Origin of the sequence: Paraglaciecola mesophila KMM 241, from assembly GCF_000315015.1 — a bacterium.
Classification (GTDB): Bacteria; Pseudomonadota; Gammaproteobacteria; order Enterobacterales; family Alteromonadaceae; genus Paraglaciecola; species Paraglaciecola mesophila.
Genome location: NZ_BAEP01000005.1, coordinates 126,935 through 149,325, shown reverse-complemented (window position 1 = coordinate 149,325; position 22,391 = coordinate 126,935). Strand labels below are relative to the sequence as shown.

The following is a 22,391-nucleotide window of genomic DNA, read 5'->3' as shown; positions in this document are numbered from 1 at the left end:
AAACAGCAATGGTTATTCATATGCGTGCACTCGCGTTTCAATTTGCTGGCTCTGTTGATTCGTTTGCAACCAAAAGCGCTTAAACAGATTGACCAACAAGGCTTGACGATACTCAGCGCTGGCGCGCACGTCGTCAAGGGGGGTAAACGATTCACTAAGTACTTTTTTGCCTAACTCAAACGTACTGATTTTAGACCAGTCTTTGCCTTTAATGGCATCGCTCAAGGCATCAACTGACGCTGGTGTGGCTGCTACGCCGCCAAAACCAGATTTTAGTTGTAATACTTTGCTGTTCTCGTCTAGCGCCAAATTAAACACAGCACACACAGCTGAGATATCATCTTCTTGGCGCTTAGAAATTTTATACGCCCGCACTTGGGCGTTCGGCTTAAGGTAAGGGATGAAAATCGCTTCAATCCACTCATCATTTTGCAACCGCGTTTGGCGATAACCTGTGAAAAAGTCGCTAATAGCAATGTCTCGACGAGTCGTGCCATTATCTACCTTGATCACTGCATTTAGCGCCAATAGCGCTGGGGGCATATCGCCGATGGGGGAGGCGTTCGCGACATTGCCGCCCAGGGTCGCTTGATTACGGATAGGTGTAGAGGCGAATCTGTCTAGTAGCTCGTGCAATGATGGGAAATGTTTAAGGAGCAAAGCTTCCATTTTACTAAAGGGTACCGCTGCACCAATTTTTAATCCGCTGCTGGTTTCTTCAACAACTTGGAGCTCTTTCACTTGTGTAAGGCTTACCAGGGTCGGCAATGACTTCAACTGCTGAGTGACTTCTAATGCGATATCGGTACTGCCCGCGAATAAGCGGGCGGTAGGTGTAGCTTTAATTGTCGCAGCAAGCTCATTTCTATTAGTAGGCATAAATAAGGTATCTAAGCCGGCGTCACTGTTAGGTAGGGCGTTCAACTTCGCTATTGTCGCTGCTTGGTGTTGGCTAAATTTGTCTTGTGGCGTGCCAGTGCATGAGGCTAAAGCGGCGTCAATGATTGGGCGATACCCAGTACAGCGACATAAGTTACCACCCAGTGCCACATTCACCTGCTCTCTGTTCGGGGCGCTATCTTGTTGATAAAGGGCGAACATAGACATCACAAAGCCAGGAGTGCAAAACCCACATTGAGAGCCATGGGCATCCACCATTGCTGCTTGCACTGGATGCAATGTTTCACCATCGGCTAAATGCTCCACGGTTAAAAGTTGCTTGCCTTGCACCGCAGATAAAAACGTAACACAGCTATTCAAAGCTTGGTATTCAAGTGCTGAACCTTGCTCATTCGCTTTTGCTACCACGACGGTGCACGCGCCGCAATCTCCTGAGGCACACCCCTCTTTGGTGCCGCACAGATTACGCTCATCTCTTAAATAATTGAGTAAGGTGGTATCAGCTTGTGTGGCATCTATGTGCACAGCTTTGTCGTTAAGTAAAAAGCTGATCATGGTTATCTCCGCGTGGCTCAGTCATAAAACTACTAATAATAATTCGTATAATAACGTGATTGAATACAAAAACCAGACCAGTTGGTCAGGTTTTTGCTAATTACTTTTCAATTCTTGGTATTATGAGTGCTTAGTGCCTAACGACTTTTTATGTTTATGACTTGCTCGAACAATGCCTAAGTCGCTAATTTGTTGAGAATTAACCGTGAATATAGGCAATCAAGTGATTTTTAGGTAATATGTTAACTCAATGTTAATGGGGCATGTAAGGCTCTTCGAAATGAGCCCTTTGAAAAGGATAGTAGCGGATTAGATGAGTGACTCATTATCAAAAAAAGATGACAGCATTGGCGCAATTAATCGCGCGAAAATATTAACCGCAGCTGAAAAAGAGTTTGCGATTCATGGATTTAAGGGAACCAGAGTACAAAAAATAGCGGATAGAGCGGAATTACCAAAGACCAATATTTTATACTATTTTAAATCCAAAGACGGTTTGTATCTTGCGCTGCTACAAGAAATTTTGAGTTTGTGGAACAGCAGTTTCGACAACGCTAAAGCGCAAGATGATCCTGCTCAAGTGTTGGCTGCGTACATAGCAGATAAGATGGAAATCTCTCGTTGTCGGCCTGATGCATCGAAAATCTTTGCACTGGAAATTATCAACGGTGCACCAAACTTGAGCAGCTTTTTTAAGGATCAACATTCCAATTGGATGAACTCTCGAGTGGCAGTAATACGCCAATGGATAGAGTTGGGAAAATTACCAGACATTGACCCTCATTATTTGCTGTTCAATATTTGGGCGAGCAGCCAGCATTACGCTGATTTTTCTGCTCAGATCACTGAACTAAAAGGGCACGAGATGGATCAAAGCGAATTCGCGAACGCCACCAAGAGTTTAATTAAGCTCATTTTGCAAGGCTGCGGCCTAACAGTACCTCACGAATATAAATGACAAGAGACAGGCAATGAACCACGCATATCCACGAGATTTAATCGGTTATGGCGATACTCCGCCTAACCCAAACTGGCCCGGTAAGGCAAAGATAGCGGTACAGTTTGTACTCAACTATGAAGAAGGTGGAGAAAACTGTGTGCTGCATGGTGATGAAGCATCTGAAGTTTTCCTTTCTGAGATTATTGGCGCGCAGGCATACAAAGACAGACACCTGAGCATGGAGTCTATGTACGAATATGGTAGCCGTGCAGGGTTTTGGCGACTACACCGCTTGTTTGAACGTCTAAATGTACCAATCACTGTGTTTGGTGTCACTATGGCGTTGCAACGTAACCCAGAAGCGGTCGCTGCAATGAAAGATGCCAAGTGGGAGATAGCTAGCCATGGTATGCGCTGGATCCACTATCAAGATATGCCGGAGGCTCAAGAGCGCAAGATGATTGATGCTTCTATGCAGCTCCACCAAGCCATTACCGGTTCAAAACCCGTGGGTTGGTACACAGGGCGTACGAGCCCGAATACCTTAAAGCTTATTTCAGAGCGCGATGACCTATTATATTGCGCCGACTCATATGCGGACGATCTTCCTTACTACGACACCAACTACCCAAAACCATTGTTGATAGTACCTTACACGCTAGATACCAACGATATGCGCTTTGCCAGTGCACAAGGGTTTAATAGTGGTGAGCAGTTCTTCCAATATCTTAAAGATGCGTTTGACGTGCTCTACGAAGAGGGCAATTACGCGCCTAAAATGCTGTCGATTGGTTTGCATTGCAGGATCATAGGTAGACCTGCGCGTATGGCCGCGCTGCAACGTTTTATCGAGTATGTGCAGGGTCATGACCAAGTGTGGATGTGCACTAGACAAGAAATAGCGCAACATTGGAAAGACAACTTTCCCTATAAGTAACAAGTACCAAGTAGAAGGTAACAAGCTGCGGCAGATTGCTGCGCTGAAGCCATAAAAAAACGCGTAATAGGCAAGCCTTTTACGCGTTTTTTATGGTGCTTAGGCTAAAGCGCCAAAGCTAATCCATTATTTCAGGTCTAGCACGTAGCGCAGAATAAACACCGCTGCCATGGCGTACGTTATCCATGTGACCTGTTTGTATTTGCCTGTGCCGACCATGATCCCAACATAGGTAATAAAGCCCATCGCTATGCCTTCGCTGATACTGAACGTCAGTGGCATAACCAATAGCGCAACCGTGGCAGTGGCAAGCGCGGTTAAATCATCAAAGTCTAACTGCCTGAAAGAGTCCATCATCAAGATACCCACCATGATCAGCGCCGGCGTGGTAGCCATAAGCGGGATCACTTTCATCAGAGGGGTAAAGAACAAGGCAAGCATGAAACATAAAGCTACGAACACACCGGTTAGGCCAGTACGCCCACCAGACGATACCCCAGCAGCAGATTCTACATAGGATGTCACCGGTGACGTACCAAGGGCTGCACCGACCACACTTGCGGTTGCATCGGCGGTCATCGCAGGGCCAATTTTCGGTAAACGCCCCTCTTTATCTAAAAGGTTTGCACGGCGTGAAACACCAATTAGGGTGCCGATAGTGTCAAACATGTTCACGAACATCAGGGCGAAGATGAGGTCCCACGTGGTTGCGATGTTATCTATGGGGTACATAAGATCCATGGCGAAGAATGTAGAGCTTATGCTATCAGGCATGCCAACAAATGAGTCAGTGTGCTGAGTGAGGTAGCCGTCTGCGGTGGGTATAAATGCGCCAATTAAGGTCAGTACCAATACAGAAATTAATATCGCCCCAGTAACCTTTTTAATAAACAGTACAATAGTCAGCAAAATGCCGGCGACCGCAAGCATGGTGGCAGGCTCTGATAGATCGCCAATCGTCAAGAACGTGGCAGGGTGGTCAACAACAATGCCGGCGTTTTTTAAGCCAATAAAAGCGATGAACAATCCAATACCACATTGCACCCCTATTTTAAGTGCGGCCGGAATAGCATCGGCGATTTTGGTTCGCACCCCAGTCACCGATAACAGCAAAAACAGAATACCGTTCCAAAACACAATACCCAGTGCCGCTTCCCAGTGAATGTCTCGGGTTAAACATATCGTAAAGGCAAAGAATGCATTCAAGCCCATTCCGGGCGCCATAGCAATGGGGTAGTTGGTCATAAAAGCCATTAGCAAGGTGCCTAGGCAAGCGGCAAGTGCTGTAACGGTTATTAAGCCGGCCACCGGCATACCGCCAGCGGACAGAATGCTCGGGTTAACCACTAATACATAAGACATGGCCGCAAATGTGGTTAGGCCTGCGATAAATTCGGTTTTGATATTGGTGCCGTTGGCTTGCAGCTTAAAAAGCTTTTCGAATACTGCGTTAAACATGGATGCTTCTCATTGGGTTCTCTTACTAGCCGCACAGGGCCAATGATGAAAGGGTTGAAGTAACCCGGTGAAGCAAAAACCTGACCATTTAGTCTAGCTTTGGTGTGGTTTATGCTGAACAATAATACACAAAGTCACTTAGAAGCGCTTTGTTGAACGACTAACAGCGGTAAAATAATAGCGGTATGGGCGTTTTCTTAAGGTAAAATATTGGTTTCCCTTAAATTACGGCCAACGGCTGCTCATTTTAGGTGCGTGATTTGCCTTTTTCTAGTGCAACAGATAACAGGTTTAGTCGGTGAAAAGCCTGGTAGAAGAAAAATGCGGTAGGAGAAAAGCGCGGTAGATGACTCGTGCAATAAATGCCAAAGCGCACCACACGCTAATAGGTCGTGTTAAGTGGGCAGATTAAATGCAGTGCACCAAAAATGCATAGAGAATAGGCAACCGCTAACGCAGCACTTAAGGTAATAGGCATTAAGGTATCATCGCGTAACGCGTAACACAGAGATGTTGCAGGTGGTACACAGCAGAAATTAACAAGAACAACGAAAACCAAAAGCAATAAAAATATGAATGCGCCTTTGTGCACATCCATAATTACGATAAGAGGAATCAAAAATGCCCACCCCAGCTACACCCATTGCAGAATTAATAAATTCACTTCCCAAAGCTGAATTACATTTGCATATAGAGGGCACACTTGAGCCAGAATTAATGATGTCTCTGGCAACAAAGCATGATATCGCGCTTCCTTACTCGACGATTGACGATGTCCGCAGCGCCTACAATTTCGATAATCTACAGAGCTTTCTCGATTTGTATTATTTGGGGGCGTCGGTGCTGCGGGATGAAGACGATTTTTACCGCTTAATGTGGGATTACCTGTGTAAGTGTAAAGAAGACAACGTGGTGCATGTTGAAATGATGTTCGACCCACAAACCCATACCGAGCGCGGCATCGGATTTGAGGTATTTATGCCAGGTTTTACACGTGCGATGCATCAGGCAGAGCAAGAATGGGGGCAATCGAGTCTCTTGATTATGTCGTTCTTACGCCACTTAAGTGAAGACAGTGCGTTTGAAACCCTCGATGCTGCCATGCCTTATTTACCTATGATTGCAGCGGTTGGCCTAGACAGCTCTGAGCTGGGTAATCCTCCGGAGAAGTTTGCTCGCGTTTTTGCAAAATCGAAATCTTTGGGGTTGTTGCGTGTGGCACACGCCGGTGAAGAAGGGCCCGCTGAATATATTTGGAGTGCGTTAAACGAATTAGATGTGCATCGCATCGACCACGGTGTACGCAGTGTTGAAGATACCCAGCTAATGACACATCTTGCCAGTAAGCAAATGCCCTTAACCGTGTGCCCTTTGTCTAATATCAAGCTATGCGTATTTGATAAAATGGCGGACCACAATATTCTCACCCTATTAGATGCAGGTTTATTGGTGACGGTTAATGCTGACGATCCAAGCTACTTCGGCGGTTACCTAAACGACAACTACCACGCATTAGCGGCTAATTTGCCTATAACTCATGAACAGGTCAGAACCTTGGCTGAAAACAGCTTCAAGGCAAGTTTTTTGGACGATGTGCAAAAGGCCCATTGGCTTAGCAAAGTGGCCTTGCATTTATAAACTCAGTTAACGCAAAGGAATGCGTTTTTCATACTCGGCAGTGGTTTTAAAGATTTGTTCAGGAAGTACTTTCTCACAGCTTTAATCAAAGCGTGTCTCATAGCATAAAGAAACAATAACTTTGAAACTTACCAAGCAGGCTGTTGTTGCGTTCGCAGCGTTTAGCTCTTTCGCTATGAGTAGAACGGTCGGGGGGTAGATAAAGCAGAGCAAAGCACGATCATAGTGCAACATGCACCAATATACCCCCGCGGTTTCTAGTAAACGCGTTTAAAAATTGTCTAAAGAAATTTAACTTATTGATAATAATGTCTTTTTCAATGTTGGCACCATAGGTGCTAACAATATCATTGAATGCACTTGTGTTAATAATAACGTTAAAAACGAAACACAAACTGACAGAATTACCTCGTTGTAATTCCTAAGTAAGGCAATGTAGCCCGCAATGACTTTCCGTGTCCTGGAGTCATTGCGGGTTTTTTTTTGAGTAAATTTTCTATGAGAATTCATCATGAGCGTTGAGAAATTTAATTTGCTGTCTTTCACCGGCAAAATGAAAACCCTACATCTATCTTGGATAGCTTTTTTTATAACATTTATGGTGTGGTTCAATATGGCACCCTTAAAAGGCGCTATTGTTGATGGTGTTGGCCTGACTCTCAGCGAATGGAAAACCTTGCTCATTATTAACGTTGCCTTGACGATACCGGCGCGCGTGATTATTGGGGCGTTAACCGATAAGTTCGGGCCGCGGATTGTTTACTCCGCCTTAATGGCGATATGCTCTATACCCTGTTTTATGTTTGCCCTTGCTGACAGCTTTGCCCAGCTGCTTATCGCACGTTTTGCATTAGGTTGTATCGGTGCAGGCTTTGTTGTGGGAATTCGAATGGTGAGCGAATGGTTCCCACCGAAAGAGCTTGGCACGGCCGAAGGCGTTTACGGAGGTTGGGGCAATTTTGGTTCAGCAGCTGCTGCCTTTACCTTGCCCACTATTGCTATTTTGTTTGGTGGCGAAGACGGCTGGCGCTATGCCGTAGGCATTACCGGTTTAATGAGTTTATTGTTCAGCTTTGTTTACTATAAAAACACCACAGATACCCCGAAAGGCTCTACTTATTTTCGCCCTAAAAACCTAGGCGGAATGGAAGTCACAAGCGTAGGCGACTTTTACTTGCTGCTGGTGATGAAAACACCCATGTATTTGGCCCTCGCGCTACTTAACTGGAAGCTTTCACCACAAGGCGTATCGCTATTAGGTGAGGATGTTACATTAGCAATATATCTGGGTTTAAGCGCATTGTATGTTTACGACGCGTACCTCACCTACAAGGTGAACAAAGACTTATTTACTACCCCGGTTGCCGAGGTACATCGTTATTCGTTCAAACAAGTGGCGGTGTTGAATATTCTGTATTTCGCGACGTTTGGCTCTGAACTAGCAGTGGTGTCTATGTTGCCGGCATTCTTCGCCGAGACTTTCGAGCTCAACATGGCGACGGCGGGTTTATTGGCGGGTATGTATGCGTTCATGAATTTAATGTCGCGCCCTGGTGGTGGCCTAATTTCGGATCGCTTCGGCCGTAGAAAAACCTTACTTATTTTAACCGCAGGTTTAGCAGTGGGTTACTTTTGCTTGAGCTTAATTGATGCCACATGGCCGATTTGGCTGGCGGTGGTTGCTGTTATGGCGTGCTCGTTCTTTGTGCAGTCTGGGGAAGGGGCGGTATTTGCAGTGGTGCCTTTGATTAAACGCCGTTTAACGGGGCAAATTGCTGGTATGACAGGGGCGTACGGGAATGTCGGAGCAGTGGTCTACTTAACGGTGTATTCTGTAGTTGATACATCGACCTTCTTTGTGGTCATTGCTTGTACTGCTGTGCTTGGGTTCGTGGCCTTGTTATTTATGAAAGAGCCAGAAGGAGCGATGACGGAAGTGCGTGAAGATGGTAGTGTCGAGCTTATCAACGTTACATAAGGTAACGTAGCGTTCAGTTTGTTTATATGAGAAAAGAACATTGGAAAAACTTGAATTAGAATTTGGCGGTTTTTCCAGCGAAGGGGTAAAGGCAGAAAATCAAGATGCCTTTGCCGCTTACTTACCTAAAGAGCCAGATTTAACCTCTAAAGGTGGTGTTGCCGCCATCGCTGATGGCGTTAGTGTGTGTACCCGCGCTAAAGAGGCAGCCATTACCTGCGTTACCAATTTCATTCAAGATTACTACCAAACCCCGCAAACCTGGACGGTAAAACACGCTTCTAGCAAGGTATTACAAGGTCTCAACCGCTGGTGCTATGGTCAGCACGACTATGAGCACGGTGGTCACAGTCAGATGGTAACCACCTTTAGTAGTATGATATTCAAATCGACTACGGGGTTTATTTTACATTCAGGCGACACGCGTATTTGTCGCATACAAAATAATGATTTTGAGCAACTCACCGCAGATCATGTATCACGGCAAGGACGCAATAACGTTTTAACACGTGCGGTGGGAATAGAAGCGCATTTAGACGTTGATTTTCGTACCGTTGAACTTGCCAAAGATGATATTTTCGTTTTAACGTCTGATGGGGTGCATGAATTTTTAAACAGAAAAACACTGATTACACTCGTGACAGCCTCGGATACCTCCTTAGAGCAGCGGGCTCAAAATGTTGTTAACGCAGCCATTGCCTCAGGCAGTGACGACAACCTTACGTGTTTGCTGGTACAAGTGACTGACCTGCCTAATGCCAGTTTAGATGAGCATTATCGACAAATTATGCATTTGGCCATGCCACCGGCACTAGAAGTGGGCATGAAGCTTGAAGGCTATCGCGTGGTGCAAACACTGTTTAACGGTACGCGCAGTAGTTTGTACAAAGTCGTAAACGAATTAGACGGCAAAACCTATGGCTTGAAAACGCCCTCACAACATTTTGTTGATGATCCTGTTTATCTCAGTGGATTTTTGCGTGAAGAGTGGATAGGGCAGCACATCGCTCATCCCAACATTATGCGTATTCATAAGCGCCCAGATGACGCGAAGTTTATGTACCATGTTTGTGAATACATCGAGGGGCAAACATTACGCCAATGGATGCACGATAACCCAGCTCCATCTATTGAGCAGGTGCGCACTATTATTCGTCCATTGGTACTTGCGTTGCGTGTGCTGCAGCGCAGAGACATGGTGCACAGAGACGTGAAGCCTGAGAATGTGATGGTGGATAGTAACGGCGAAGTCAAGCTGATTGATTTCGGTACAGTGCTGGTGAATGCCTTAGCAGAGACCAATTCGCTGCCCCTTGAGAAAATAGCCCTGGGCTCGGTTCACTACATTGCACCCGAGTATTTACTTACGCAGAACAGTGATTATAAGTGCGATATGTTTTCTGTGGCTGTGGTGGTGTATGAAATGCTAACCGGGCACTTGCCGTTTAAAACGTTTCGCTATCAAGATTACATTCCTCGTTCCTTCGATGAATGGGATTACCAGCCATTACAGACCTTTCGAGGTGATTTACCCCAGTGGTTAGACTTAACGTTACGCAAATCGCTGCAGCCAAATCCGCTATTTCGTTATGATGCGTTTTCTGAATTTTTAATGGATCTATCGCAGCCCAACCCGACGCTGGTATCAGCAGCAAACAAACAACCGTTGATCAAGCGTAACCCGTTATTAGTCTATAAAGGGCTGTGCGTTATTCAGCTGGTTATCATTCTGTATCTTTTGAGCTTGCTCTAAGTTTTATCATCTACGTTGAACCATTTTAGGTCACTGTTTTAGCGTTGTTGTTGCAACAGTTTCAGAATCGTTATTAATTCAACTTTTAGCGCCTTTATTACACCCTATACCAATCCCATTAAATGATTTTTGCTAAGTGGCTAAGACGCTAATTAGTTAATGAAGTTGAATTTACTAGCATTATCGATGTGCGACTAGAGTGCGAATAAAGTACGAATAAGGTGCGAATAAGGTGCGAAGAGTGTGCAAAGAATGTGCGAAATTGCACCGCTTTGGTTTTTGTTAATACATGTCCTTCTTACTGATTAAAGTTAACTTATTGTTTTTATTTGATTTTAAAAGTTGGCACTGTTGATGCAGTAGCGAGTTTGCAACAAAATAATAAAAATGTGCATATGAGAAGTGCATTTAAAATGCATGGATAATTGCATTTATAAAGCATGTGTTTAAAACACATATATTTATAGAGAATGCATAGCGCAGCATGAAACATATTTGTAGGTTTGCCATGGCGGCGGAACTACAACCGGCAAAGTAGCCCACAACCATCCAAATTTTGGATGGTTGTGGGTTTTTTTTTGGAAAATTTTGGAACTGATACGGAGTAGGAAATGGTTAATAACAGATTGTTAAACTCGCTTGTACATACCGTGAAATCGCTTCGTTTTGCGATGATTTCGGCAGTGTGCACAACCACGTTAATTGGGCAAAGTGTATCGGCACAAGATTTGGGATGGCCAGAAAAAGAAGAACTAAAATTCGGCTTCATTAAACTTACCGATATGGCGCCACTAGCAATAGCTTATGAAAAAGGCTACTTCGAAGATGAAGGCTTGTACGTCACACTTGAAGCACAAGCAAACTGGAAAGTGCTACTCGACCGGGTGATCGACGGGCAATTAGACGGGGCCCATATGCTCGCAGGCCAACCATTGGGTGCAACCATAGGTTATGGCACAAAGGCTGACATCATCACTGCCTTCAGCATGGACTTAAACGGAAATGCCATCACCGTTTCGAACGATATTTGGCAGCAGATGAAGCCAAATATTCCTCAGGAAAACGGCAAGCCTGTACACCCTATTAAAGCCGATGCCCTTAAACCGGTTGTTGATAGCTATAAAAAACAAGGTAAGGCATTCAAAATGGGCATGGTATTCCCTGTGTCTACTCACAACTATGAGCTGCGTTACTGGTTAGCCGCCGGCGGTATTCACCCAGGATATTATGGGCCGAATAATGACGTGAAAGGCCTGATTAATGCTGATGCTCAACTATCAGTTACACCGCCACCGCAAATGCCGTCTACCATGGAAGCCGGCACTATTTATGGTTACTGCGTGGGTGAGCCGTGGAACCAACAGGCAGTGTTCAAAGGCATAGGCGTGCCGGTGGTTACCGATTACGAAATTTGGAAAGACAATCCTGAAAAAGTTTTCGGGGTAAACAAAGCGTGGGCTGAAGCGAACCCCAATACCCATATTCGTGTGGTTAAAGCGATGATCCGCGCGGCTATTTGGTTAGATGAGAAAGACAATGCTAACCGTCCTGAAGCGGTACAAATTCTAGCGAAAAGCCAATACGTAGGGGCAGATGCAGAGGTCATTGGTAACAGCATGACCGGCACCTTTGAATATGAAAAAGGCGATAAGCGCTCTGTGCCAGATTTCAATGTGTTCTTTCGTCACAATGCCACCTATCCCTATTACAGCGATGCTATTTGGTACTTAACGCAAATGCGTCGTTGGGGCCAAATCAGTGAGCAAAAATCTGACGATTGGTACAAAGAGATCGCCAAGCAAGTGTATCGTCCTGATATTTATGCTCAAGCGGCTAAGTCTTTGATTGCCGAGGGTAAAGCAAATACAGCTGATTTTCCTGAATTTGCCAGCGAATCAGGCTTTAAAAAACCACAAACGCACTTTATCGACAATATCGTTTATGACGGCAGTCAGCCTAACGCTTATCTTGAAAAGTTTAAGATTGGCTTAAAAGGCGACAGCAAAATTTAATCGCAGTTGAAGAGGTTGGGCAGAGCTCAACCTCGGCTTAGAGGAACCTATTATGACTAGAGCACAAACGGCATCATTCATCTTAACACCGGTGAAAAGCGTCAATGTCAGTATGGTGTCATCGTGGCTAAGAAGCGCTGCATTGCCATTACTGGGGATCTTAATATTTTTAGGCTTGTGGGCAGTGCTTGCCAAAAACATTGATACATCACTCGGTAAGTTCCCTGGCCCAAGCGATGTATTCACCCAGGCTCAAGTATTGATTGACGAGCACGGTGCGCAGCGAAGCAAGGCCGACGCGTTTTATGAGCGCCAAGAGCTTCGTAATGCCGCACGCGTCGCCAAAGATCCAAGCTACTCCCCAACTATTCGTGCATTTACCGGAGCACCAACTTTCTTTGATCAAATATGGACTAGCTTATACACAGTCACAGTTGGCTTCTTGATCGCCTCGGTCATAGCGGTACCACTGGGAATATTATGTGGCTTAAGTAAAGCATCATATGCGGCTATTAACCCGTTGATCCAACTCCTTAAACCGGTTTCACCTTTAGCGTGGTTACCGCTGGTTACCATGGTGGTTAGTGCGGTGTATGTCAGTGAAGACCCAATGTTTTCGAAATCGTTTATCACATCAGCGGTGACTGTGTCTTTGTGCTGCTTGTGGCCCACTTTGATCAATACTGCAGTTGGGGTTTCAAGTATTGACAGTGACTTGCTCAACGTAAGTAAGGTACTTCGATTAGGACCTTTTTCACATGTGATGAAAATTGTGATGCCATCGTCAATCCCGATGATTTTTACCGGACTACGTTTGTCATTAGGCATAGGTTGGATGGTACTTATCGCTGCAGAAATGCTCGCGCAAAACCCGGGGTTAGGCAAATTTGTGTGGGACGAGTTTCAAAACGGAAGCTCAGAGTCATTGGCTAGGATCATGGTCGCGGTATTAACGATTGGCTTAATTGGTTTTGCATTAGACAGGCTGATGTTGTCGTTACAGAAGCAAGTGAGCTGGGACAAAGGGGCGGTGCTTCGTTAACAATCTTTGGCAAAAATGCCATTGGCTGTGTAAGCGAGCTAAACCTACTTTTAAACAAATCGGGAACGAGAAGGCAGAAATAATGACCCATAAACATCATTTAGAGCTAACACAAGTAGGGATTGATTTTCCCACCCCAAAAGGCCCTTTTACGGCGTTAACTGATGTGAACCTGCGCATAAACAAAGGTGAGTTCATATCTCTGATTGGTCATTCAGGGTGCGGTAAATCTACGGTACTTAACATCATTGCGGGCTTACACAAAGCGACAAGAGGCGGTGTAATCTTAGACAACCACGAGGTGAACGAACCGGGGCCAGAGCGCGCTGTTGTGTTTCAAAACCATTCCTTGTTGCCATGGTTAACGGCCTATAAAAATGTCGAACTAGCGGTTAAGCAAACCAGTAAAGGTCGCAGTAAAGCAGAAATGCGCGACTGGGTTGAGCATAATTTAGAGCTGGTTCACATGAGCCATGCGGTAGACAAACTCCCAGCTGAAATATCCGGTGGTATGAAGCAACGTGTCGGTATTGCCAGAGCGCTAGCCATGGAGCCCAAAGTGTTGTTGATGGATGAGCCATTCGGTGCACTGGACGCGTTAACCCGAGCACATTTGCAGGACTCCATTATGGAAATTCACGCTGATTTAGGTAACACAGTGGTGATGATTACCCATGATGTTGACGAAGCGGTACTTTTGTCAGACCGCATCGTAATGATGACTAACGGCCCATCAGCCACCATAGGCGAAATTTTGGATATAGAGCTTGCCCGTCCCAGAGACCGCTTAGCACTGGCTGATAACCCTCAGTACAACCATTATCGTCACGAAGTACTGACTTTCCTATATGAGAAGCAACGCAAGGTCGAATCGGTCGCCGCTCATCGCAAAAAATCGCACGTGAACAGCAAGGATACAAGCGCCAATGTCGCTTAACACAGGCCAATGGCCATACGGGTTATCTGCCACTGATGTAGGTAGAACCAGAGGATAAGCAGACATAGGCGCTGAACTAATGAACGCCACTCTTTTGACTGGCGTTAGGCATAGTGCGACTAAAAACCAAATATAAGCTCGGCGTAACGGGCACAAACACATTCTAAATCACACACTATTAAGGGATATATATGAGCATGCACATCGTAAAACTTAACAGAAAGAAATCTACACTTGCACTAATGGTTGGGTTGGTATGTGCTGGGGCGACTTTGGGACAGGCACATGCAGCAGAGCAGAGCAGCATTACCAGCGCCTTAAAAGAAGGCACTGCAGCGGTTAACCTGCGGTTGCGCTACGAAGATGTTGATCAAGATAGTAACGATGCCAGTGCATTAACCTTGCGCACTATGCTCAACTATACCACTGATAGCTACAAGGGCTTTTCAGCCAAAATAGAAGTTGAAGACACGCGCATTGTATTGGGTCAAGGTGACTACACCGTTGGCCCTAGTGGTTATAATCCTGGGCAATATTCGGTTATTGCAGATCCAGAGCATACTGAGCTTGATCAAGGCTACGTGCAATACCAAAATGCCGGTGTCACTGCAAAGTTTGGTCGTCAAATTATCACCATGGATAATCACAGGTTTGTGGGGCATGTGGGGTGGCGTCAAGATTGGCAAACCTTTGACGGGGTAAGTGTTAAGTACGCGGCCAACAAAGACTTAACTTTAAACTACGCTTATTTAAGCCAGCGTAATCGCATCTTTGGTCAAGATGCTGATTTAGACAGCAAAGATCATCTCTTCAATGTTGGGTACAGCACCTCACTTGGCAAATTAGTAGGCTACAGCTACTTGTTAGAAGTCGATAACGACATTGACAATTCACTGGATACCTATGGTTTTAGTTTTAATGGCGGCACAAAAATAGCGGACACCTCTGTCTTGTACGGTGTTGAATATGCCACCCAGAGTAGCGAAACGGCCACCACTGATTTTGATGCGGATTATTTGATGCTAGAAGCAGGGGTGAAACTGTCGGCAGTGACTTTAAAACTAGGTTACGAGTCACTAGGCTCTGATGACGGTGCTTATGGCTTTTCTACGCCGCTTGCCACCTTGCATAAATTTAATGGTTGGGCGGATACCTTCTTGAGTACGCCTGCAGAAGGGCTGGTGGATGTAAGTGTATCAGCATCTGGCAAATTGGCAGGCGGTGGATGGTCTGTGATTTATCATGATTTCAGTGCCGATGAGGACTCAAGCACGGTGGATGATTTAGGCAGTGAGATTGACTTCAGTTATGTGCGTAAATTTGAAGGCGGATATGCCACAGGTATTAAATATGCCGCTTATTCAGGGGATAGTGGCCGTCAAGATACCGATAAATTATGGGTTTGGGCAAGTGCCGCATTCTAACAGCCATTTTAGGGACATTATTTAGTGGAGTTGGTATTACCTGGCAGTTTTAAACGGACCACGTATTAACCTAAGTGTTCAACACCCAAATATACCACGAGTGAGTCACGAGCAAGTACGAGCGTCGTTAAATATTGAGCGGCGTCCGGCTTGCTTTTTTTACATCATATTATCCTAAAGTAGTAAAAAAGCAGCACGATTGAATTAGCTTTGATAAGCTAGGCTACGAACGCCATTTCGCACGCTATTTTTTATTAATTTCAAGGATATATATGTCGGAATTTGAATCCATCGCCAATACAAGCTCTTACTTTGTCGGCTGGTTTACCCTCGCATTGATTAACGCCGGTTTAGCTCAAGGTAAAGGCCGTAACGGTCTTATTTGGTTTATCGTATCTTTGTTTGTGGGACCTTTTGCAACTTTGTTGATAGTCGTATTCGAAAACCTTAATAAACAGCGCCATTTTTAAGTCGAGATGATGATGAATAACCAGGGCGTGAATACCCAAAGTAGAGGCGCCGCTTTTATATTGGGTGTGTTTTTATGTGCGGGATTGGTTGTACTGGGTTTTCAGATAAGCAGCGCGGTAATCGAGTATCGCCAATTCGAGCGCAGTGTGACAGTGAAAGGCTTATCTGAACAGGAATTCCCCGCAGACATTGTCATTTGGCCAATTCAATACACGGTGGCGGATAACTCTCTTGACGCACTTTATGCATCGATTGAAACCAACACGGGTCTCATTTCAGACTTTTTACAGCAGAATCTCATCCCACAGGCGGACATCAGTGTATCCGCCGCAGCCATTACTGATAAATCGGCCCAACAATATGGCGGTAATGCCACACCTGCCTTTAGATTCACCGCTGTGCAAACAGTGACGGTCTATTCTGGCAATATCAGTTTGGTGCGCGAGGTCATGGGGAAACTGACTGAGCTGGGCAAAAAAGGCATAGTGCTCAATCAAAATAACTATCAAGCCAACGTGGAATATATTTTCACGCGGCTAAATGATGTTAAACCCTCGATGATCGAAGAGGCCACGACAAAAGCAAGAGAAGTGGCCGAAAAATTCGCTAAAGATTCAAACAGTGTGCTGGGCAAAATAAAACGTGCCTCACAAGGGCAATTCAGCATTACCGCGCGAGATAGAAACAATCCCCTCATTAAAAAGCTGCGAGTGGTGTCAACAGTAGAATATTATCTGTCTGATTGATGGCATTCTTATCACAGTGATGGCTCAGTTACTTAATACCTTTGCGCCTTTCTAATTGGCAAGGGTATTTTTGCGTCGGTTGAAGCTTGAATCTAAAAAGCAGAGTAGTGACAGACCTTAGAGCCATTTTGAAGCGTTGAGCTCAAATTTACTGTAGCTGAATATATTTGATCAAATGACCGACTTCCGAGATGGTTATAGTCAGCTATGAATTCTGTCGCCATAAGCGCATTGTACCTAATAAATAAAAGATACCGTAAATGCAGCATATAGTGGAACTTACCATCCAAAACGTCATTGAATTTTGGTGAATGAGGGGATTTTTGGTAAGAAAAGGAACGATTAACCCAGTGACCCCACGCACCAAGTAAATACCGGTAATGACGACTAAACACGTCTTGATAAAGGGTAATTTGAAGATTAACCCTGCACCGGATAAGGCATAAAGCCCCCAAACAGTTAGAACTGTCGCGATAACCAATGTCGCAATGGTCGGGTATAAGTCACCATTAGCAGCCATTTGAGCCATGTGCTCACTAGCACCAAAGAAGCGATACCAGCTTGGACCACCATAAATGCAGCTAACGTGAAGCAGTGCTGCAAAAAAGCTTAAGTAGCCAGCGCTAACAAGTAAATTATTTCTTTGCATTTACGCCCTTTTGACCCTTAGGCATCTTACGCTATTACTACGAAACACCTTTTATTAAGCCAAGCCGCTTCTTCTTTTAGCGTGTAACTATTTAGGCAAATTTTTGCTGTAAATAATTAATGATTTCAGATGACTCGTACATCCAGGTGTCTTGGCCGTCTTTTTGAATACGCAGGCAAGGCACTTTTACGGCACCGCCGCCTTGTAACAAAGCAGCCCTATGCTCTGAGCCCTCTTTCGCGTTGCGCTTTTGCATAGGTAAATTAAGTTTGTGTAACGCCCGGCGCGTTTTGATGCAAAACGGGCAGGCGTAAAACTGATACAGCGCATAATTGCTTAACTCAGCCTCCACTTTAGCTTGTGCTTCAGGACTACGTTTCTGTTTGCGGGGGCGGGTTATTAAATCAATTAAAATGATCAATCGACCTAAGGCTTCGCGGATAAACTTAATAATAAACTTCATTTCTTGTACTTAACTCTTTCATTTAACCATTAAACTAATCGGCGCATTATAAGCATGATTGCTGCTAAAAGAGAGTCAATAATGATAACAAAACATTTCACTCTTTTTTTGTGACGCCATTATCTAAGAAACCATTTTATTAAGCTGTATCCATAACTCAGCACGAGCCTTTAAAAAAATCCGTACACGCCTATAGCAATAAATACCACCGCTGCAAATACCCGGGTCAGTGAAAATGGAATGCGCTGCATAATATAGTTACCTGCAAATACCACTGGTACGTTCGCCAATAACATACCGAGCGTTGTCCCCATCGTTACCCATAAAAAGGATTGGTACTGCGCCGCTAATACCACTGTAGCGATTTGTGTTTTATCACCGATTTCAGCGATGAAAAACAGCACCAACGACACCACAAACGCGCCGTATTTATCCAAGCTTGTATTGGGCGCATCGTCTTTATCGGGAATAAGCAACCATAAGCCCACTGCAATAAAGCTGGTGTTGATGATAGTTTGACCCATATCGCTGGTGAGGAATTGGCTTATCCAACTCCCAAACCATGCGGAGATACCATGGTTAAGGAGTGTAGCTATTAAAATACCAGCGATTATCTGCCATGGTTTTTGTAGGCGAGTCACAAGAAGCAAAGATAGAAGCTGTGTTTTGTCACCCATTTCGGCAAGGGTAACGGTCAACGTTGAGGTAAATAAGGCGTCCATTTGAAGATGCTCGTGCGGGATACTAAACCAAAGGCAAATAGACACCTCCCGCAATGGGGCGCTATTTGCCTTAGGTCTTGCCGATATCAACAAGAGTGAATGTTGATACGAAACTGCCATAAGCCATGAGGGCTCAAGTATGTTGACAGTCTCACTCGAATGAACGAGCGGGCTACTCCCCTAAGACGCAGGCAGGATACAGATACTCTGACTGTGCATCAAGTGTTAATCTGACGAATTTGTCACTTACGTCACGCACTTCTCGTGGCAAGGGCTGGGGGGATATTTGCTGCCTTCTTCGCTGGGCCATATACGGCTAATTGCCCCACAACCCACAGCGCTAACATGCCAAGAGGGATGTAATACCAAGTAATCGGGTCTAGGCTGAAGGCGTCTACCAGCACGATATTCAGCCCTACGGTTAACATAGCGCCCAACACCACGCCGACTGTACTGATAAGCAGGTTTTCTAACATGAAATAACGAACAATTGCTTGCTGACTGGCGCCTAAAGCTCGGCGTGTACCTATCTGTTTTTTACGTTGATTCACGCTAAAGCTTGCTAGCCCCACAATGCCAAGGCCAGTAACAATGACCAAGATCACCATGACCGTTACCAAAATTCGGATCATCGCACTGTTGTCGCGATAGGCGCGAACTCGCGTTTCATCAATGCTGCGCATATCTCGTAGAATACGACCTGTGTTGCTTTTCGCTAGCAGACTTTCAACTTCGGACATAATGCGATCACGTTGGCCGGGTTTGGTTCGAATGAAATAGCGGCTCGTTTCAGCATCGCGAATTTCTGGTGTGAGCATCACATTCTCGACGTTGTCCCAGCCCACCCAAGGCGCTTGCAATTTATCGATAATGCCGGTGATTATCATGGGTTCAATATCATTAATGTACACCGTCTTGCCAAGCGCCCCTAAGCCATCATCTGGGAATAAACGATTCGCCATAGCAAGTGTGATGATCACTTTGTCTGGCCAGTGGTTTTGACTTGCAACCCGCGTTTGAATGTCGGTTGCGCGAAAGTTTTCACCGGCGACTAGGGCCACATCCAAGGTGTTTAAAGCGTGTTCGTCTACCATATACACAGCGCTTCCAGTGCCATCAAACTCGGCTCCAGGCTGGGTTTGTAATCCCATCGACCAACCACTGTTACTCATTGGAACAGCGTTGATTTGAATGGCATCTACCACGCCCTCAAGCGAGCGGATCAGGTTTAGGTCTTTTTTAGTGGTCACTAACGTGTTGAAATCATTGGTAAAGCCCACGCTTGAAAGATAAAAACTATTCGCTTCATCGATACCACTCGGGCGTTTCATTTTTTCACTGCGCTCATGAATAATATAAATAGCGTTGACGACTATGGTCATGGTGAAGGCGATTTGCAAAGCAATTAGTATGGCGCCGACTTTGTTGCGCAGCAGCGCTCTTAATATCGGGCCCACTTCCCAGTTTTCAGCGAAAAAAGACCGTTCTTTTTGTTCATTCATTATTCAATCCTTATTGACTTTTAAGCTGACTGGCAGGGGCGATGTTGCATGCGCGCCACGTTGGGTAAAGGCCAGCACAAACACTGGCAAATAATGACAGCAGCAATGCAGTAGCTATCATAGTGCTATCTAATGTGGCCAAATCATTAAGCTCATCGCCGTAAAGGTGGCGGATACCCACTAAGCCGAGCAGGGCAAGTAATAAGCCCATTGCACCACCGGCTAAACCAACCGCGCCAGTCTCGACCGTATACTGTAAGAATAAATCTTGTTTGGTCGCGCCAACCGCTCGGCGCAAGCCAATTTCCGCGGATTTAGCGCTGAACTTAGCCAGCTGTAAGCCTATGGTATTGAGCAAACACACCACTAAAAACATAAAAGACAGCCACATCATAATTTGGGCGTCATCAGCCACGACTTCTTGGTCGTGCATCCATTGCATCACATTGAGTAATCGGTTGTTTAGGGGGCGAGGGAAGCGCCCAAGCTCTTTTTGGTCATTCACGTAATTGTTCAGAAATGTCAGATACGTTTGTTTATCTTGCTCGGTTTCAAGCTCTACCCACATTTGAAAGTTAATGCATTCTGATTGTAAAAATGCCTGAAATCCTTCCCCTTCAGGGGATTTCCAACAGTTGGTATTGCCCCAATTAGGCAGCTCAAGTTCTTGTTTTAGATAGAAGGGCATAAATAGCGCTTCTGGATCGTCAAACGCACCGTTGTTTACGTCATAGAACTTTGGCAAAGGTTGCCAAGCATCGAGTACGCCGATAACGCGAAACGATTTGCCGAAGATGACGATGTTTTTACCCACGGAATTTTCTCCCCCAAACACCTTGTCATTAGTCTCTTTGCTTAAAACTACAACCATCTGGCGGTCTTCGTCGGCTTTTTGGTCCCAGCCGTTGCCATATTGAAAGGGCACGCTAAACATAGGGAAAAAGTCACTAAAGGCTAAACGGATCGAGGCTTCGAAGGGATTTATGTCCGGGTTATCTGGCTGAATGATGGCCCCTGATTTGGCCATAGCGGTTTGCCTAAAGTCTTTTTTCGCTGCCATAAGGTTGGTGGCTTCTGTCCAGGTCAGCTGATTAGGCGGGGTGTTTGGCTCATCGTTAAAGCCAGTGTTTGGATCCCAGCTGTCGACTTGTACATGAAATAACTGGCTGCTTTTTTCAGGGATAGGATCCCCAGACATTAAGTAATTGACTGTGATAGTGGTCATGCTTGCGCCGATGCCAAGGGCGATGGCTGCAATCATTAACCCTGTGAGTATGGGATTACGTTTAAAACTGTTAAAGGCAAGTTTGAGATAATAGTTGAACATGATAGGTCCTTATTTAACCAGAGCAACAGCAGGTCCGTTATCAGTTGCCACTGCGTTCGGCATATCCACTTTGGCGCTAAGCGACTCATTCATTTCACTGACTTTGCCGTCACGCACATGTATATTGCGCGTTGCTTGCGTTGCCAAACCCGCGTCATGGGTCACCATAATGATGGTGGTGCCATTAGCGTTGATGTCTTTGAGTAATGACATAACGCTTTGGGCCATATTGCTATCAAGATTTCCTGTGGGTTCATCGGCAAGTAAAAAACGTGGCTCGCCGGCCAGCGCCCGCGCTATGGCAACTCGTTGTTGTTGCCCGCCTGATAGTTGAGCCGGCAAGTGTTTCATGCGCTTGGCTAAGCCAACCATTTCAAGGCTATTTTCGATGCGCTTTTTTCGCTCTTGGCGATTAAACCCGCGATAGCGCAGGGGCACATCAACGTTATCAAACAAGTTCAGGTCGGGGATGAGGTTGAAGCTTTGAAAAATAAAACCAATCTTTTGATTACGCAGGCGACTACGAGAGGCATCGTTTTGGTGACTGATGTCAACGCCATCGAGTTCAAAGCGGCCCTCTTCGAAGGTCTCAAGCAGCCCAGCGATATTCAAAAAGGTGGTTTTACCCGAGCCTGAAGGGCCTGTTACCGCCACAAAGTCGCCTTCGTTTACCTGTAAGTTGAAATCACGTAGCGCGTGAGTTTCAATTGAGTCAGTACGATAAACTTTCTTGATGTCAGTCATGGTTAGCATGGTGTTGTTCCCTGTATTTGTTAACGTGTTTCAGCGTGTTAGGTGCTGTTCGTCTACGTCTTATTATGAGAGCTGTCGTGTTTTTTTGAGCTTCTGTGTTTACTGTGCCTAAATTTTTATTGGCGCTTTGTTTATCTGCATGTTCTCTATCTGGTCGCTCTTAGCCAGGTCATTTTCGAGTCTC

General features: G+C 45.3%; 19 protein-coding genes and 1 riboswitch. Of the genes, 11 read left to right on the top strand and 8 right to left on the bottom strand.

Features of this window, described 5'->3' with window-relative positions:
- Positions 1-12 precede the first annotated feature (12 nt).
- The gene (gene xdhA / locus GMES_RS02210; protein ID WP_006990926.1) at positions 13-1,455 is read right to left on the bottom strand and encodes a xanthine dehydrogenase small subunit; all 1,443 of its coding nucleotides are present in this window, start codon (positions 1,453-1,455) and stop codon (positions 13-15) included.
- A 313-nt stretch (positions 1,456-1,768) separates the two neighbouring features.
- On the opposite strand from xdhA, the gene GMES_RS02205 reads away from it, so the two are divergent.
- Positions 1,769-2,413 (top strand): TetR family transcriptional regulator C-terminal domain-containing protein, encoded by a 645-nt coding sequence (locus GMES_RS02205; protein WP_006990925.1) that lies wholly within the window; start codon positions 1,769-1,771, stop codon positions 2,411-2,413.
- Between the two features lie 13 nt (positions 2,414-2,426).
- Positions 2,427-3,332, top strand: coding sequence for an allantoinase PuuE (gene puuE, locus GMES_RS02200; protein WP_006990924.1), 906 nt, complete (start codon positions 2,427-2,429; stop codon positions 3,330-3,332).
- A gap of 126 nt (positions 3,333-3,458) precedes the next feature.
- On the opposite strand, the gene GMES_RS02195 is transcribed toward puuE, so the two are convergent.
- On the bottom strand, positions 3,459-4,790 hold the full coding sequence (locus GMES_RS02195) for an NCS2 family permease (protein WP_006990923.1): 1,332 nt from the start codon (positions 4,788-4,790) through the stop codon (positions 3,459-3,461).
- 621 nt (positions 4,791-5,411) lie between these two features.
- On the opposite strand from GMES_RS02195, the gene GMES_RS02185 reads away from it, so the two are divergent.
- The 9 genes from GMES_RS02185 to GMES_RS02145 all read left to right on the top strand — a co-directional run bounded on the left by GMES_RS02185 (position 5,412) and on the right by GMES_RS02145 (position 16,791).
- Complete coding sequence (locus tag GMES_RS02185; RefSeq protein ID WP_006990921.1) at positions 5,412-6,428, top strand: adenosine deaminase; 1,017 nt, start codon at positions 5,412-5,414, stop codon at positions 6,426-6,428.
- A 511-nt stretch (positions 6,429-6,939) separates the two neighbouring features.
- The gene (locus GMES_RS02180; protein WP_006990919.1) at positions 6,940-8,406 is read left to right on the top strand and encodes a NarK family nitrate/nitrite MFS transporter; all 1,467 of its coding nucleotides are present in this window, start codon (positions 6,940-6,942) and stop codon (positions 8,404-8,406) included.
- Between the two features lie 40 nt (positions 8,407-8,446).
- Positions 8,447-10,159, top strand: a complete 1,713-nt coding sequence (locus GMES_RS02175; protein ID WP_006990918.1) for a bifunctional protein-serine/threonine kinase/phosphatase — start codon at positions 8,447-8,449, stop codon at positions 10,157-10,159.
- A gap of 611 nt (positions 10,160-10,770) precedes the next feature.
- Positions 10,771-12,171 carry a CmpA/NrtA family ABC transporter substrate-binding protein gene (locus tag GMES_RS02170; RefSeq protein WP_039986298.1) on the top strand — a complete coding sequence of 467 codons (1,401 nt, stop codon included), beginning with the start codon at positions 10,771-10,773 and terminating at the stop codon, positions 12,169-12,171.
- A gap of 52 nt (positions 12,172-12,223) precedes the next feature.
- A complete protein-coding gene (locus tag GMES_RS02165) occupies positions 12,224-13,213 on the top strand; it encodes an ABC transporter permease (protein ID WP_006990916.1) in 990 nt (329 codons plus the stop codon).
- Positions 13,214-13,295: 82 nt separating this feature from the next.
- Positions 13,296-14,150, top strand: coding sequence for an ABC transporter ATP-binding protein (locus GMES_RS02160; protein WP_006990915.1), 855 nt, complete (start codon positions 13,296-13,298; stop codon positions 14,148-14,150).
- Between the two features lie 191 nt (positions 14,151-14,341).
- Positions 14,342-15,574: an alginate export family protein gene (locus tag GMES_RS02155; RefSeq protein WP_039986296.1), complete on the top strand. Its 1,233-nt coding sequence runs from the start codon at positions 14,342-14,344 to the stop codon at positions 15,572-15,574.
- A 272-nt stretch (positions 15,575-15,846) separates the two neighbouring features.
- Positions 15,847-16,044 carry a hypothetical protein gene (locus GMES_RS02150; RefSeq protein WP_006990913.1) on the top strand — a complete coding sequence of 66 codons (198 nt, stop codon included), beginning with the start codon at positions 15,847-15,849 and terminating at the stop codon, positions 16,042-16,044.
- A 27-nt stretch (positions 16,045-16,071) separates the two neighbouring features.
- On the top strand, positions 16,072-16,791 hold the full coding sequence (locus GMES_RS02145) for an SIMPL domain-containing protein (protein WP_039986317.1): 720 nt from the start codon (positions 16,072-16,074) through the stop codon (positions 16,789-16,791).
- Positions 16,792-16,996: 205 nt separating this feature from the next.
- On the opposite strand, the gene GMES_RS02140 is transcribed toward GMES_RS02145, so the two are convergent.
- The 6 genes from GMES_RS02140 to GMES_RS02115 all read right to left on the bottom strand — a co-directional run bounded on the left by GMES_RS02140 (position 16,997) and on the right by GMES_RS02115 (position 22,207).
- Positions 16,997-17,440 (bottom strand): hypothetical protein, encoded by a 444-nt coding sequence (locus GMES_RS02140; protein WP_006990911.1) that lies wholly within the window; start codon positions 17,438-17,440, stop codon positions 16,997-16,999.
- Positions 17,441-17,531: 91 nt separating this feature from the next.
- The gene (locus GMES_RS02135; RefSeq protein ID WP_006990910.1) at positions 17,532-17,903 is read right to left on the bottom strand and encodes a glutathione S-transferase N-terminal domain-containing protein; all 372 of its coding nucleotides are present in this window, start codon (positions 17,901-17,903) and stop codon (positions 17,532-17,534) included.
- Between the two features lie 170 nt (positions 17,904-18,073).
- The gene (locus GMES_RS02130) at positions 18,074-18,625 is read right to left on the bottom strand and encodes a TMEM165/GDT1 family protein (RefSeq protein WP_006990909.1); all 552 of its coding nucleotides are present in this window, start codon (positions 18,623-18,625) and stop codon (positions 18,074-18,076) included.
- Between the two features lie 82 nt (positions 18,626-18,707).
- Positions 18,708-18,821, bottom strand: a riboswitch (yybP-ykoY riboswitch).
- A gap of 55 nt (positions 18,822-18,876) precedes the next feature.
- A complete protein-coding gene (locus GMES_RS02125; RefSeq protein WP_006990908.1) occupies positions 18,877-20,127 on the bottom strand; it encodes an ABC transporter permease in 1,251 nt (416 codons plus the stop codon).
- A 10-nt stretch (positions 20,128-20,137) separates the two neighbouring features.
- A complete protein-coding gene (locus GMES_RS02120) occupies positions 20,138-21,454 on the bottom strand; it encodes an ABC transporter permease (protein WP_006990907.1) in 1,317 nt (438 codons plus the stop codon).
- Between the two features lie 9 nt (positions 21,455-21,463).
- The gene (locus GMES_RS02115; protein WP_006990906.1) at positions 21,464-22,207 is read right to left on the bottom strand and encodes an ABC transporter ATP-binding protein; all 744 of its coding nucleotides are present in this window, start codon (positions 22,205-22,207) and stop codon (positions 21,464-21,466) included.
- Between the last annotated feature and the right edge of the window lie 184 nt (positions 22,208-22,391).